Origin of the sequence: Polycladidibacter stylochi (assembly GCF_001562055.1) — a bacterium.
Taxonomy (GTDB): domain Bacteria; phylum Pseudomonadota; class Alphaproteobacteria; order Rhizobiales; family Stappiaceae; genus Pseudovibrio; species Pseudovibrio stylochi.
On the sequence record NZ_LLWE01000024.1, the window covers coordinates 243,634 to 256,739 of the forward strand.

Below are 13,106 nucleotides of genomic sequence, written 5' to 3' on the forward strand. Positions count from 1 at the left end.
CTGTTTGTTAAAAGGAAGCCATGCAATCAAGGCTGGCTTCAGTATTGTTTCAATTAGTCAGCGTAGCGCTTAAAGACGACAGTTGCATTGGTACCACCAAAGCCAAACCCGTTAGAAAGCACACAATTCAAGCCAGCATTATCTACGCGTTCGCGAACAATTGGCATATCTGCAAACTCAGGGTCAATTTCCTCAATATGAGCTGAAGCGGCAATGAAGTCACCTTGCATCATTAACAAGGAATAAATTGCTTCTTGAACGCCAGCAGCCCCCAAAGAGTGCCCTGTTAACGCTTTTGTAGCAGAAATTGGCGGTACTTTATCACCAAATACTTCGCGAATTGCTTCAATCTCTTTGATATCGCCCACAGGTGTTGAAGTTGCATGTGGGTTAATATAATCCACTTCGCAATCAACATCTTTCAAAGCAAGCTTCATGCAGCGAGCGGCACCTTCACCACTTGGTGCTACCATATCATGGCCGTCGGATGTTGCGCCATAACCCACGATTTCAGCGTAAATCTTGGCACCGCGTGCTTTAGCGTGTTCCAGCTCTTCCAGAACCAGTACACCAGCACCACCGGCAATCACAAAACCGTCACGGTTTTTGTCATAAGGGCGTGAAGCTGTTTCGGGTGTATCGTTGTACTTTGAGGACATAGCCCCCATAGCGTCAAATAGATTTGATAGCGACCAATCCAGCTCTTCGCCACCACCGGCGAATACCACATCCTGCTTGCCCCATTGAATGAGCTCAAAGGCGTTACCAATACAAATGTTGGTTGTCGCACATGCAGCAGAGATAGAATAGTTTACGCCGTGGATTTTAAAAGGTGTTGCCAAAGTAGCTGAATTTGTAGAACTCATTGCTTTTGGAACAGCTGTTGGGCCAATGCGGCGTGGGCCTTTTTCACGGGTAATATCGGCAGCTTCAACAATTGCTTTGGTTGAAGGACCACCAGAACCCATAATCAAGCCAGTACGCTCATTGGAAACCATGTCCTCAGGCAAATCAGCATCAGCAATTGCTTGCTCCATTGCCATGTAGTTCCAAGCAGCACCTGCACCCATAAAGCGGGTCGTACGCCGATCTAATGCTTCAAATGGGTTAACCTTGGGCTCCCCATGCACCTGACAACGAAAACCAAGATCAGCATAATCTTTTGCTGCAACGATCCCGGACTTGCCTTCGCGCAGGCTATCCATAACTTCTTCAGGATTATTGCCGATGGAGGATACGATCCCCATACCGGTAACGACCACTCGCCTCATGAAAGACTCCCGTGGAAATACACCAAGACCGCGCTAGTGTAGCGCGGCTTGGTTCAATTACATATAAACAAGGCTAAAGTGCCTTGTGATTGTGTCATTTCAAAGTTCAGCTAATTACTCAGCGTCTTGAAACAAACCAACACGCAAATCTTTAGCAACGTAAATGGTTTCACCATCTGCCTTTACCCAACCGTCAGCAATAGCCAGTTTGAGTTTTGAGCGCATGACGCGTTTTAGCTCTACACCGTACTCAATGCGTTTTACTTCCGGTGTAACCATGCCTGTGAATTTGATTTCACCGACAGAAAGAGCACGGCCTCGCCCCGGCTCTCCAAGCCAACCCAAGAAAAAGCCGGTCATTTGCCAAAGGGCATCTAGACCCAAACAGCCTGGCATAACCGGATCGCCAGGGAAATGGCACTCGAAGAACCACAGATCATCACGAATATCCAGCTCTGCACGGATATGGCCTTTGCCATTCTCGCCGCCATCCTCGGAAATCTCGGTGATGCGATCAAACATTAACATTGGAGGAGCTGGCAATTGAGCATTGCCTGGCCCAAACAACTCGCCGCGACCGCAAGCAAGGAGATCTTCGTAGTTGAAACTGGAACGCCTGTTTTGCATTCTATTCCCGCATTAATTGTTCGTTTTAAAGAATGCCGCAGGGAAAATGTGTACCCGCATACCCTCAAAACGATGGTTTTGTTTGTTTCCTATCCGCGCCTTCCTAGCACAAGCGAATAAATATCGAAAGGGCACAATATGTGAGATTGCGTGTGCCCAATTTGCGCAGTTGCCTTAGACAAATTCTATTCTTATTATTATTGTAAAGCAGAATGGCAAATTGTTCTGTAAAATAGCAGCCACATGCTGCAACACTTAAGGCAAAAGGTGTGCTGTCTTCGAAACACGGATACACACAACAATAATACCCAGTCATTTAAAATCAATTGGGTATAATGCAGTAGAGTAGCTTAAAACTTAAAGTGACAGTGGGTAAATGACCATGCATTTAGAAAATACAAGCCAAGATGTAACAGGATTGTTACGCGGCGCGGGTTTGCGGCCAACGAGACAACGCGTAGCGCTTGCTGAATTACTCTTCTCAAAAGGGAATAGACATATTTCAGCGGAAAACCTCCATGAGGAAGCTATTGTTGCCAATGTTCCTGTTTCCTTGGCAACCGTTTACAACACACTCCACCAGTTTACTGAGGTTGGTTTATTGCGTGAAGTAGCCGTTGAGGGTACCAAAACGTATTTTGATACCAACACGCACGAGCATCAGCATTTCTTTTACGAGGACGAAAACATCGTTGTCGATATCCCCGGTAAAGGCGTTACTTTAGATGACTTGCCTCAGCCACCGGAGGGTATGGAAATTACTCGGGTTGATGTTGTTGTTCGCCTAAGGAAAAAAGCAAACTAATGTGCGCTCTCATTTAAGCCGGCTGTTCTTAATCATCAGCCGGTCATTGGGGTTAAACAATTTTCTCTTTCGACTTACAAAGGTCGAATATAATACATTTTGCGCATTCCGGTTTTCTTGCTTTGCAGATGTAGCGGCCATGCAGGATAAGCCAGTGATGTGCTTGCATAATGTACTCGCGAGGTATGAGCTTTTCCAGTTTGCGCTCTACCTCCAACGGCGTCTTTCCAGGTGCAAGCACAAGACGGTTTCCAATACGAAATAAATGAGTGTCAACAGCAATGGTTGGCTGACCAAAGGCAATATTAAGAACGACATTAGCAGTTTTACGGCCAACGCCGGGCAGTGCTTCAAGGGCTTCACGCGTTTGCGGTACTTCCCCGCTATGCTTTTCTATCAATTTCTTTGATAGGGCATAAACGTTTTTTGCCTTATTGCGATAAAGGCCAATTGTACGAATTTCTTCGCGAATTCTGTCCTCACCCAGAGCAACCATTTTTTCTGGACTATCGGCAATAATAAAGAGATTTTTGGTGGCCTTATTCACACCTGCATCTGTTGCTTGTGCTGATAGAACAACAGCCACAAGCAGTGTGAAATCGTTGGTATGGTCCAGCTCACCCTTTGGTTCGGGATTGTTTTCATAAAACCGGTCAAAGAGTTGCTTGATTTCAGCTTTTGAATAACGGCTTTTGTTGGATCTGCGTGCTGGAGCTGCTTTTACTTTTTGGGTACTACGAGAAGTCATTGTGTTACAATACTTTCACGATCAGTGTGTTATTCGCCCGCCAAAAGCAAGGCTATTGAAAACGCGCAAATCCGCGTGATGGTATTTGAGGAAATACCAAGTGCTCGCAAATCGGGTCGTCAACATTGGCAACGCACCTTAGTATACCTCTAGCTTTTTAAAAGATATCAATGAATGTGCCAATTTAAAAAATAGGATGTAATGGCAGTATGGACAAAACAGTAACAGACTATTCAAACGAACACTATAAAACTGTCCAAACCACATTGCAGTACATCTCGGAAAACTGGCGTGAACAACCCTCTTTAGAAGAGCTTTCTAAACTTGTATCAATGCAACCCATTCAACTTCAACGGCTATTTAGCAAATGGGCAGGGTTAACACCAAAACAGTTTTTGCAGGCAATTACTATCGACCATGCGCGGGCAATGCTGCAAAATGCCAGTTCTGTATTTGATACCACATATGAGCTTGGTCTATCTGGTCCGGCACGTTTGCATGATTTATTCGTGACGCACGAAGCTATGACACCTGGTGATTATCGCCGCCGTGGCGCAGGTATAACCATCTCCTACGGGTTTCACCCCTGCCCTTTTGGCCTGGCACTTGTTATGGCGACTGAACGCGGTCTTGCAGGCCTTGCATTTGCAGATGACAACAACCAGGCGCAAACTTTGGAAGATATGTGCCAGCGTTGGCCTGCTGCTGAATTTGTTGAAGATCAAGCGGCTACAGCACCCTATGTCCAGCGAATATTTAATCATCATCAATGGCGGGCTGAAGAGCCGCTAAAACTGATTTTTATTGGTACAGATTTCGAAATAAGAGTGTGGGAAAGCTTGTTGAAAATACCGCTTGGCGCAGCCACAACATATTCGGATATCGCCAAAAACTTAGGTAAACCAAAAGCATCGCGTGCTGTAGGTACAGCTGTTGGTAAAAACCCGATTTCTTTTGTTGTGCCCTGCCATCGTGTATTGGGTAAATCAGGAAATCTTTGTGGCTATCACTGGGGCTTAACCCGTAAACGAGCCATTTTAGGCTGGGAAGCAGGCATTAGCGGTGTGCTGGATATGGCAGACCAAGGGCAAGGGTCGCTTCCCTTAAAATAGATTGGTTGGTATGAGGTCTTGCTCCAGAAGAAACCGTCTATGCTCTTCATAGGCTGGTAGTGGAGTAGCGCCATGCTGTAAGTACTTTCGGTAGATAGTTGCTACAAAAATATCCGAAAGGCTAAATGCGTGACCGTAGCAAAAACCACTATGACCCCATAATAACGGGGCTACTTTTTCAAGACCCTTCGCAATCCATGTCGCTCGAAGTGTTTTTTTATCTTTTGGGCTTAATTCCGGCCTGAAAAAACGAAGAACACTCCGGTTTTGCGGGCTGTGTATTGTCGTGCCGATGTAAGAGCAAATAGAGCAAATTTGTGCCCTATCCTTTGTATTTTCCCCAAAAACAGAAGGGGAAGGATGAAGCTCTTCTAGGTATTCAATTATCGCCATGGATTCGCTTAGAATAAAGCCATTGTGATCCAGAGCGGGTACAAATCCAAAAGGATTGATGAATTGGCGATAGCTATTTGCCAGCTCTTCATTTGAGACTTCTACACGTTCCCAATCAAGGTGTTTATATTGCAAAACCCACTCGACCCGTTCTGAACTATTGGAGCCAATAGCGCTGTAGAGTTTAAGCATCGCATTTACATTCCAAATGTTGGGCGAAGCATATTATCTCCGCCCTACGAACTCTTAAAGATCGAACCCGAGCATACCACCAACGGTAAACACGTCTTTATCGCCGCGTCCACATAGGTTCATGACAATAACCTGATCCTTGTCCATTTGCGGAGCAAGTTTCATCACGTGCGCAAGAGCGTGGCTAGGCTCAAGAGCAGGAATGATACCTTCAACACGGGTTAGTAGCTGAAAGGCGTCTAAAGCTTCACTGTCTGTTGCGGGTACATAATTCACGCGGCCTGTCTCTTTGAGCCAAGAGTGTTCCGGCCCAATGCCTGGGTAATCAAGGCCAGCTGAAATAGAATGCCCCTCCAAAATTTGCCCGTCGTCATCTTGAAGAAGATAAGTGCGGTTACCGTGTAAGACACCAGACTTGCCAGCGTTTAACGAGGCACAGTGTTCATCACCATCAAGGCCCTTACCACCAGCCTCAACGCCGTAAATGCTGACAGATTCATCATCGAGGAAAGGATGGAAGAGCCCAATGGCGTTAGATCCGCCACCAACAGCGGCAACGAGAGCATCAGGAAGCTTACCTTCCGCTTCCATGAGCTGCTTTTTGGTTTCTTCACCAATAACCGCTTGAAAGTCACGCACCATTTCTGGGTATGGGTGTGGTCCTGCTGCTGTGCCAATGAGGTAGTAAGTATCCTCGACATTGGTAACCCAGTCACGCAATGCTTCGTTCATAGCATCTTTGAGCGTGCCTGCACCGGCTGTGACCGGCACAATTTCAGCACCAAGTAGCTTCATACGGAAAACGTTGGGCTTTTGCCGCTCTACATCTGTTGCGCCCATGTAAACAACACATGGAAGACCAAAACGTGCACAAACAGTAGCTGTCGCGACGCCATGCTGACCCGCACCTGTTTCGGCAATAATACGGGTTTTGCCCATGCGTTTCGCGAGCAGAATTTGCCCAAGGCAGTTGTTAATCTTGTGTGAGCCGGTGTGGTTTAGCTCATCACGCTTGAAGTAAACCTTAGCACCGCCAAGTTCTTCGGTTAAGCGCTCGGCAAAATATAACGGCGAAGGACGCCCAGTATAATGGGTATTGAGCTTTTGGATTTCCGACAAAAACTCTGGGTCATTCTTGGCATCTTTATAAGCTTTCTCAAGCTCTAAAATGAGCGGCATTAAAGTTTCGGCAACAAAACGACCGCCAAATTCTCCGAAAAAACCGCGATAGTCAGGGCCAGAACGCAGCGTATTGTGTTGTTGGTTCATGTTGTCACCTTAAGTTCAGTTATAGTGCAGAGCGGGCGTTACGCACAAATGCAGAAATCAATTCGGGATCTTTTACCCCACGGCTACTTTCAACACCAGAGGATACATCAATCTCTCTGGCGCCAGAAAGCTTGATAGCTTGCGCTACATTATCACAATCCAGCCCACCCGAGAGCATATAAGGTTTGGTAATGGGGGTATTCTGCAGCAGCCGCCAATCAAAACTCACGCCATTACCACCTGGTACATCGACACCCTTTGGCGGCTTGGCATCAAACAGGAAGCGATCAACAACTGCTGAATAGTTATTTGCCTTTTCCAGGTCTTCACGCGTTGAAATACCAAATGCCTTCATAATTGGTAATTGAAACGCTTGCTTGACCTTCAAACACTGCTCTGGGCTTTCATGACCATGTAATTGCAAAATGTCAGGTTGCACAGTGCGAACCAGCTTCTCCATCTCGTCAAGCGGCATATTCACTGTGAGCGCGACAATCTTGGTGCGCCCTTTCATATAATCAGCCAATTTGCGTGCTTGCTCATAGCTCACATTACGTGGGCTTTTAGGAAAGAACACCAAGCCGATCATATCAACATTTGCCGCTAACGCACTGTCAATAATATCGGTTGTGGTTAGGCCACATATTTTAATCTTGAGCTGCGACACGGCTTATTCCTTAGATCATGTTAAGATAGCCACAAAGGGAGTGAATACCTGCTAACTTATGTAGTTAAATCAGATTGTATCAACAATGTCACATGATGATACCTTGCCTATATACCGAGAAAACTACAGTTGATGTAAAGCGCTTCATGCCAAGACATAAAAGCAGGCACTTGTTTAAGTGCCTGCAATCATTTGCTATTTATGAGCTTTTGTTAACTATCAATCTAAATAGTTTACAAGCTATGTAATGTTATAGGCGGTTAACGCAGCCATATTGAATATATCGCTGTCTTTTGCACCCATAGGAACAATTTGAACGGGCTTATCCAGCCCCACCAGCAGTGGTCCAATAAGTGTAGACCCCCCCATTTCGCGGAGCATGTGTGTAGCAATTGCGGCCGAATGGAACGCAGGCATTACCAGCACATTGGCAGGGCCGGACAAACGACAGAAAGGATAGGCAGACATTTTGTCCATATTCAGCGCGACATCGGCTCCCATCTCACCTTCATATTCAAAATCAACACGGCGTTGATCCAGAATTTTTACAGCTTCTTGTAGGCGCTCTGTACGCTCTCCATGCGGGTGACCAAAGGTTGAGTAAGCAAGCATCGCCACGCGCGGTTCATAGCCAAGGCGACGTGCTACATGTGCCGCTTCGCTGGCAATATCTGCCAGTTCTTCCGAGTTTGGCAATTCATGCACAGCGGTATCAGCAACAAGTACAGTTCTACCACGGCTCAATACCATGGTGGCACCTATAACCCTGTGGCCGGGTTTGGTGTTAATACAATCGCGGATTACTTCAAGCGTAACCGAGTAATTACGGGTTAAGCCGGTAACCATGCCATCGGCATCACCACGTGCCACCATAATAGAGGCCCAGTAGTTACGGTCATTATTCACCAAGCGCTGACAATCGCGCTGCAAGTAACCTTTACGCTGAAGGCGCGAATACAAAAACTCGGCGTAATCGGTATTCTTGTTGGAAACCCGGGCGTTTTCAATACGAATACCCGCGCGGTTAATATCTACCCCCGCAGAGGTAGCGTTTGCGCGAATTTCATCTTCGCGGCCAATGAGAATGGCTTCTCCCAGCCCTTCAGCAACAAAAGTTGAAGCTGCGCGAATGACTGGTGTTTCTTCACCCTCAGCAAAAACAATACGCTTTGGTGCTTGGCGAACCTTGGAAACAATTCGTTGTAATGTTCCTGCAATCGGGTCACGACGTGCTTTGAGTTGTGCTTCATAGGCAGCCATATCAACAATAGGTCGTTTGGCAACGCCGCTATCCATAGCCGCTTGTGCAACAGCTAGAGGAATAGTGTAAATCAAGCGGGGATCGAACGGGACGGGAATGATGTATTCCGGCCCAAACTTCGGCCGTGAACCACGATAGGCAGAGGCAACTTCGTCCGGCACATCCTCGCGTGCCAACTCAGCCAAAGCGCGTGCACAAGCTACCTTCATATCCTCATTAATGGTTGTGGCCTGCACATCCAGCGCTCCACGGAAAATATACGGGAAGCCGAGAACGTTGTTAACTTGGTTCGGGTAATCAGAGCGCCCTGTTGCCACAATGGCGTCATCACGAATGGCGTGTGCTTCTTCCGGAGTAATCTCCGGGTCAGGGTTCGCCATGGCAAAAATAATCGGGTTAGGTGCCATGGCTTCCAGCATTTCGCCAGTAAGCGCCCCTTTAACTGAAAGCCCCAGAAAAACATCAGCATCTGTCAGAGCTTCAAGCAGCGTGCGGTTTTCGGTTTTAATTGCGTGTGCGCTTTTCCACTGGTTCATGCCTTCAGGGCGGCCTTCAAATACCACACCTTTGGTATCGCAAAGAGTTACATTGTCATGAGGCACACCGAGTGCTTTGATTAGCTCGATACAAGCAATACCTGCTGCGCCCGCGCCATTACAAACAACTTTGGTTTCTTTAATGTCGCGCTTTGTTAAATGGAGTGCATTAATCAGGCCAGCAGCGGCGATAATTGCGGTACCGTGCTGGTCGTCATGGAAAACAGGTATATCCATAAGCTCACGCAGGCGCTGCTCGATAATAAAGCAATCTGGTGCTTTAATATCTTCAAGGTTAATGCCACCGAACGAAGGCCCCATGTAGCGCACAGCCTCAATAAATGCGTCCACATCTGTTGTATCGAGCTCAAGGTCAATGGAGTCCACATCGGCAAAGCGCTTGAAAAGTACGGATTTACCTTCCATTACGGGTTTGGAAGCCAAGGCACCTAAATTGCCAAGCCCCAAAATAGCGGTACCATTAGAGATAACAGCAACCATGTTGCCACGGGACGTGTAATCGTAAGCACGGCTTGGGTCCTCAGCAATAGCTCGAACAGGCGCAGCAACACCAGGAGAGTATGCAAGGCTCAAATCCCTTTGAGTTGCCATAGGTTTTGTAGGGGAAATTTCCAGCTTACCCGGCTTGCCTTGCTGGTGGAATTGGAGTGCTTCTTGATCGGTTAAATTAAAATTGTTACCTGCACTTTTTTTGGTCTCTGGCATATGCTGCTATTCAGCCCCCTCAATTACCTAAATTTGTGGCTGACCTTATCCCCGAAAAAACATGACCTCAAGATTGAAAGACTAATTACAAACGGTGAAACGTATAGTCCATTTTGCTAAGGTCCCCCGCATGACGAAACAAAACACTGCTAAAGCCTCTGTGGATACGTCCAAAGTGACCCCCATGATGGCGCAATACATCGAGATAAAAACCGCAAATCCGGACAGCTTGCTGTTTTACCGGATGGGGGACTTTTACGAGCTGTTTTTTGAAGACGCCGAAATCGCCTCGCAAACACTGGGCATTACTCTCACCAAGCGCGGCAAGCATCAGGGCAATGATATTCCCATGTGCGGTGTGCCAGTGCATGCGGCCGATGATTATCTGCAAAAGCTAATTGGTGCAGGACACCGGGTGGCAGTGTGTGAGCAAACAGAAAATCCGGCAGAAGCAAAAAAACGCGGTGCCAAAGCAGTGGTGCGCCGTGATGTGGTGCGCCTTGTCACACCCGGCACACTCACGGAAGAACGTTTGCTGGACGCTCGCGCAAACAATTACCTTGTTGCTGTTTCGCGCTTAAAAGCTGGTAGTGCGAAAGAGAATTGCCTCTACGGTTTGGCGTGGATTGATATGTCCACGGGAACGTTTCGCCTCTGTGAAACCGATGATGTCAATTTAGGCGCTGACTTGGCCCGTATATCGCCAACCGAATTAATTGTTGCAGATAGTTTGTTACAAGAAGCGGATTTACGAGCGATATTTGAAGGCACCAAGGCGGCTCTCTCGCCTGTACCAAGAGCTTTTTTTGATAGCGCAACCGCAAACGACCGACTGGCAACTTTCTTTGGTGTTAAAACGCTAGATGGCTTTGCCGCGTTTACCAGACCAGAACTTGCCGCGGCTGCAGGCATCATCGCCTATATTGATAAAACCCAACTTGGCGAGCGACCTCCGCTTGATCGCCCTCAAAGGGAATCTGCCAAGGGGCAGATGCTCATTGATCCGGCAACACGGATGAGTCTTGAACTCACGCGCACCATGTCTGGTGAAAGACGTGGCTCGGTACTGGCAGCGATTGACAGAACTGTCACCGGAGCTGGTTCTAGGTTATTGGCTAGCCGCTTAGCCGGACCGCTAACAGATACCCGGCAGATACAAGAGCGCTACGACAGTCTGGATTTTTTCGCACAGGATACAATGCTGCGTGATGATGTGCGCGCTTTGCTCAAAGAAGCGCCGGATATGTCGCGTGCTCTTTCAAGACTAACGGTTGGGCGCGGCGGACCGCGCGATATGCAGGCGATTGCAACGGCGCTTGCCAGCGCACGCGAGATTTCGGGCCTTATTGCGTCCGCTGGGCAAAGCCCCAAAGAGATTAAAGAGGTGTTGGCAGCTTTACAAAATGCGCCGCATCAACTGGGTGAAGAGCTTGGTAAGGCAATTGCTGAAGAACCTCCGCTACTCAAGCGTGATGGTGGCTTCGTGGCGGTTGGCTATAACCAGCAGCTGGACGAGATAAAAGCACTGCGCGACCAAAGCCGGAAAGTCATTGCCAAAATGCAGGCGGACCTTTCTGAAGAACTCTCAATTCGCTCGCTAAAAATAAAACACAATAACGTACTGGGTTGGTTTATCGAAGCCCCAACAGCCCAGTGTGAGCCGATGAAGGAGAATGCAGAGCGGTTTATTCACCGGCAGACCATGGCCGGTGCAATGCGCTTTACAACGACCGAGCTGGCCGAGCTGGAATCGAAAATTGCTAGTGCTGGCGAGCGTTCACTCGCCATCGAAATGGAAATATTCGACCGCCTATTAGAGCAAATAATCCAGGCTGGGTCGGCCCTTAAGTTGGCAGCGCAGGCATTGGCTATCATAGATGTAAGTAGCTCTCTTGCTGTTTTAGCTGAGGCTGAAAACTACGTTCGACCTGTTGTTGATGAAACACTGGCGTTTCATATCGAAGGTGGTCGCCATCCGGTTGTCGAGCAAGCCCTGCGAAAAGCCGGGGAGGCCTTTGTAGCCAATAATGCCGAATTGGGACCTCTCAAAGAAGCTGGTCTTGGGCAAATATGGCTGATCACAGGCCCGAACATGGCGGGTAAATCGACCTACCTTCGCCAAAATGCCCTTATCGCTGTCTTGGCTCAAGTGGGCTGTTTTGTTCCCGCTGAAAAAGCGCATATTGGCATAGTCGATCGCCTGTTCTCTCGTGTGGGCGCTGCCGATGATCTGGCCCGAGGCCGCTCAACTTTTATGGTTGAAATGGTAGAAACCGCAGCGATTTTGAATCAGGCAACGGAGCGTTCGCTGGTCATTCTTGATGAAATTGGCCGAGGCACAGCAACATATGACGGCCTTTCAATCGCTTGGTCTGCAATAGAGCACTTGCATGATAAGAACCGCTCCAGGGCGCTGTTTGCCACGCACTATCATGAAATGACTGTTCTCTCGGAAAAACTGGAGCGGCTGGACAATGCAACGGTGAGTGTCCGCGAATGGAAAGGCGAAGTTGTCTTCCTGCACGAAATAGTTAAAGGCGCGGCCGATCGTTCCTATGGTATTCAGGTTGCCAAACTGGCTGGCTTGCCAGCTTCTGTTGTTAAACGGGCCAATGTGCTTCTCAAAATGTTGGAGAAGCAGAATAAAGACGACAAGAAAACCAGTGTTGCCGAAGAACTGCCACTTTTTGCAGCTTTTGCAACTGATAGTGCTGCTGATGATTTGGCTACCATTGAAGAGGATGGTACGCCAGAACAATACAGTGCTCTGCTTGAGCAGATAGATAGCTTGGACCCAGATGACATGACACCGAAGCAGGCACTGGAAGCGCTATATCAGCTAAAACTAGCTAGAAAACAAAGCAACATCGATTAACGAGAGCTATTGAAATGGGTAGACCTTGTGAATGTAAGCTGGCTAACAGGTGTTTCATGTGAAACAAGGTTAATTTTCAATAAACTATAAGAGTAATGCAAAATCTAGGTGTGGATACCTCAAGGCGGTACTGCTATGAAACATCTACACTAACGGCTTGTGAGATAAAATGAGTGAACCGACACTGAAAATCATCCAACTGGATCATGCGCAAGGTTTAGACTTGCCGGCTTACGAGTCCAGCCAAGCTGCAGGAATGGATTTAAGAGCGGCATTACGCACGCCCATTACCATAGCGCCCAATGGGCGGGCACTGGTTGCAACTGGTTTAAAGCTTGCCATACCCGAAGGGTTTGAAGGGCAAGTAAGGCCACGTTCTGGGTTGGCAATAAAACACGGAATAACTGTGTTAAACTCTCCAGGAACGATTGATAGTGATTATCGCGGTGAAGTGAGCGTAATACTGGTTAATTTCGGTAGTGAACCATTTGTAATCGAGCATGGTATGCGTATTGCCCAGCTGGTTATAGCGCCAGTGCAACAAGTAAAACTATCCTTGGTTTCATCGCTATCAGACACGCAAAGAGGCGAAGGTGGCTTTGGCTCCTCTGGTTTAAAGTGAAA

Annotated in this window: 11 protein-coding genes; 4 read left to right on the forward strand and 7 right to left on the reverse strand. The window is 47.7% G+C overall.

The window, feature by feature from the left end:
* Positions 1 to 53 precede the first annotated feature (53 nt).
* Both fabB and fabA read right to left on the reverse strand, forming a co-directional pair.
* Positions 54 to 1,271, reverse strand: a complete 1,218-nt coding sequence (gene fabB, locus AYK67_RS07585; RefSeq protein ID WP_068084485.1) for a beta-ketoacyl-ACP synthase I — start codon at positions 1,269 to 1,271, stop codon at positions 54 to 56.
* 114 nt (positions 1,272 to 1,385) lie between these two features.
* The gene (fabA, locus tag AYK67_RS07590; RefSeq protein ID WP_068084488.1) at positions 1,386 to 1,898 is read right to left on the reverse strand and encodes a 3-hydroxyacyl-[acyl-carrier-protein] dehydratase FabA; all 513 of its coding nucleotides are present in this window, start codon (positions 1,896 to 1,898) and stop codon (positions 1,386 to 1,388) included.
* Between the two features lie 382 nt (positions 1,899 to 2,280).
* On the opposite strand from fabA, the gene irrA reads away from it, so the two are divergent.
* Positions 2,281 to 2,703 carry an iron response transcriptional regulator IrrA gene (gene irrA, locus AYK67_RS07595; protein WP_193788920.1) on the forward strand — a complete coding sequence of 141 codons (423 nt, stop codon included), beginning with the start codon at positions 2,281 to 2,283 and terminating at the stop codon, positions 2,701 to 2,703.
* Between the two features lie 52 nt (positions 2,704 to 2,755).
* On the opposite strand, the gene nth is transcribed toward irrA, so the two are convergent.
* Positions 2,756 to 3,451: an endonuclease III gene (gene nth, locus AYK67_RS07600; protein ID WP_068084493.1), complete on the reverse strand. Its 696-nt coding sequence runs from the start codon at positions 3,449 to 3,451 to the stop codon at positions 2,756 to 2,758.
* A 209-nt stretch (positions 3,452 to 3,660) separates the two neighbouring features.
* On the opposite strand from nth, the gene AYK67_RS07605 reads away from it, so the two are divergent.
* The gene (locus AYK67_RS07605; protein ID WP_068084496.1) at positions 3,661 to 4,563 is read left to right on the forward strand and encodes a methylated-DNA--[protein]-cysteine S-methyltransferase; all 903 of its coding nucleotides are present in this window, start codon (positions 3,661 to 3,663) and stop codon (positions 4,561 to 4,563) included.
* Here AYK67_RS07605 and AYK67_RS07610 read toward each other — a convergent pair.
* The 4 genes from AYK67_RS07610 to AYK67_RS07625 form a co-directional block, all read right to left on the reverse strand.
* Positions 4,555 to 5,148 (reverse strand): glutathione S-transferase family protein, encoded by a 594-nt coding sequence (locus AYK67_RS07610; protein ID WP_068084499.1) that lies wholly within the window; start codon positions 5,146 to 5,148, stop codon positions 4,555 to 4,557. The two genes, AYK67_RS07605 and AYK67_RS07610, sit on opposite strands and share 9 nt — an antisense overlap.
* A 54-nt stretch (positions 5,149 to 5,202) precedes the next feature.
* Positions 5,203 to 6,417 carry a tryptophan synthase subunit beta gene (gene trpB / locus AYK67_RS07615; protein ID WP_068084502.1) on the reverse strand — a complete coding sequence of 405 codons (1,215 nt, stop codon included), beginning with the start codon at positions 6,415 to 6,417 and terminating at the stop codon, positions 5,203 to 5,205.
* A gap of 19 nt (positions 6,418 to 6,436) precedes the next feature.
* Positions 6,437 to 7,084 (reverse strand): phosphoribosylanthranilate isomerase, encoded by a 648-nt coding sequence (locus AYK67_RS07620; RefSeq protein ID WP_068084505.1) that lies wholly within the window; start codon positions 7,082 to 7,084, stop codon positions 6,437 to 6,439.
* Between the two features lie 240 nt (positions 7,085 to 7,324).
* Positions 7,325 to 9,607, reverse strand: coding sequence for an NADP-dependent malic enzyme (locus AYK67_RS07625; protein ID WP_068084507.1), 2,283 nt, complete (start codon positions 9,605 to 9,607; stop codon positions 7,325 to 7,327).
* A 130-nt stretch (positions 9,608 to 9,737) separates the two neighbouring features.
* On the opposite strand from AYK67_RS07625, the gene mutS reads away from it, so the two are divergent.
* Positions 9,738 to 12,482, forward strand: coding sequence for a DNA mismatch repair protein MutS (mutS, locus tag AYK67_RS07630; RefSeq protein WP_068084510.1), 2,745 nt, complete (start codon positions 9,738 to 9,740; stop codon positions 12,480 to 12,482).
* 169 nt (positions 12,483 to 12,651) lie between these two features.
* Positions 12,652 to 13,104 (forward strand): dUTP diphosphatase, encoded by a 453-nt coding sequence (gene dut, locus AYK67_RS07635; RefSeq protein ID WP_068084513.1) that lies wholly within the window; start codon positions 12,652 to 12,654, stop codon positions 13,102 to 13,104.
* Positions 13,105 to 13,106: the final 2 nt, after the last annotated feature.

Coding starts and splice junctions, on each gene's coding strand:
- fabB (WP_068084485.1), bottom strand. CDS start 1,271: ATGAGGCGAGTGGTCGTTACCGGTATGGGGATCGTATCCTCCATCGGC.
- fabA (WP_068084488.1), bottom strand. CDS start 1,898: ATGCAAAACAGGCGTTCCAGTTTCAACTACGAAGATCTCCTTGCTTGC.
- irrA (WP_193788920.1), top strand. CDS start 2,281: ATGCATTTAGAAAATACAAGCCAAGATGTAACAGGATTGTTACGCGGC.
- nth (WP_068084493.1), bottom strand. CDS start 3,451: ATGACTTCTCGTAGTACCCAAAAAGTAAAAGCAGCTCCAGCACGCAGA.
- AYK67_RS07605 (WP_068084496.1), top strand. CDS start 3,661: ATGGACAAAACAGTAACAGACTATTCAAACGAACACTATAAAACTGTC.
- AYK67_RS07610 (WP_068084499.1), bottom strand. CDS start 5,148: ATGCTTAAACTCTACAGCGCTATTGGCTCCAATAGTTCAGAACGGGTC.
- trpB (WP_068084502.1), bottom strand. CDS start 6,417: ATGAACCAACAACACAATACGCTGCGTTCTGGCCCTGACTATCGCGGT.
- AYK67_RS07625 (WP_068084507.1), bottom strand. CDS start 9,607: ATGCCAGAGACCAAAAAAAGTGCAGGTAACAATTTTAATTTAACCGAT.
- mutS (WP_068084510.1), top strand. CDS start 9,738: ATGACGAAACAAAACACTGCTAAAGCCTCTGTGGATACGTCCAAAGTG.
- dut (WP_068084513.1), top strand. CDS start 12,652: ATGAGTGAACCGACACTGAAAATCATCCAACTGGATCATGCGCAAGGT.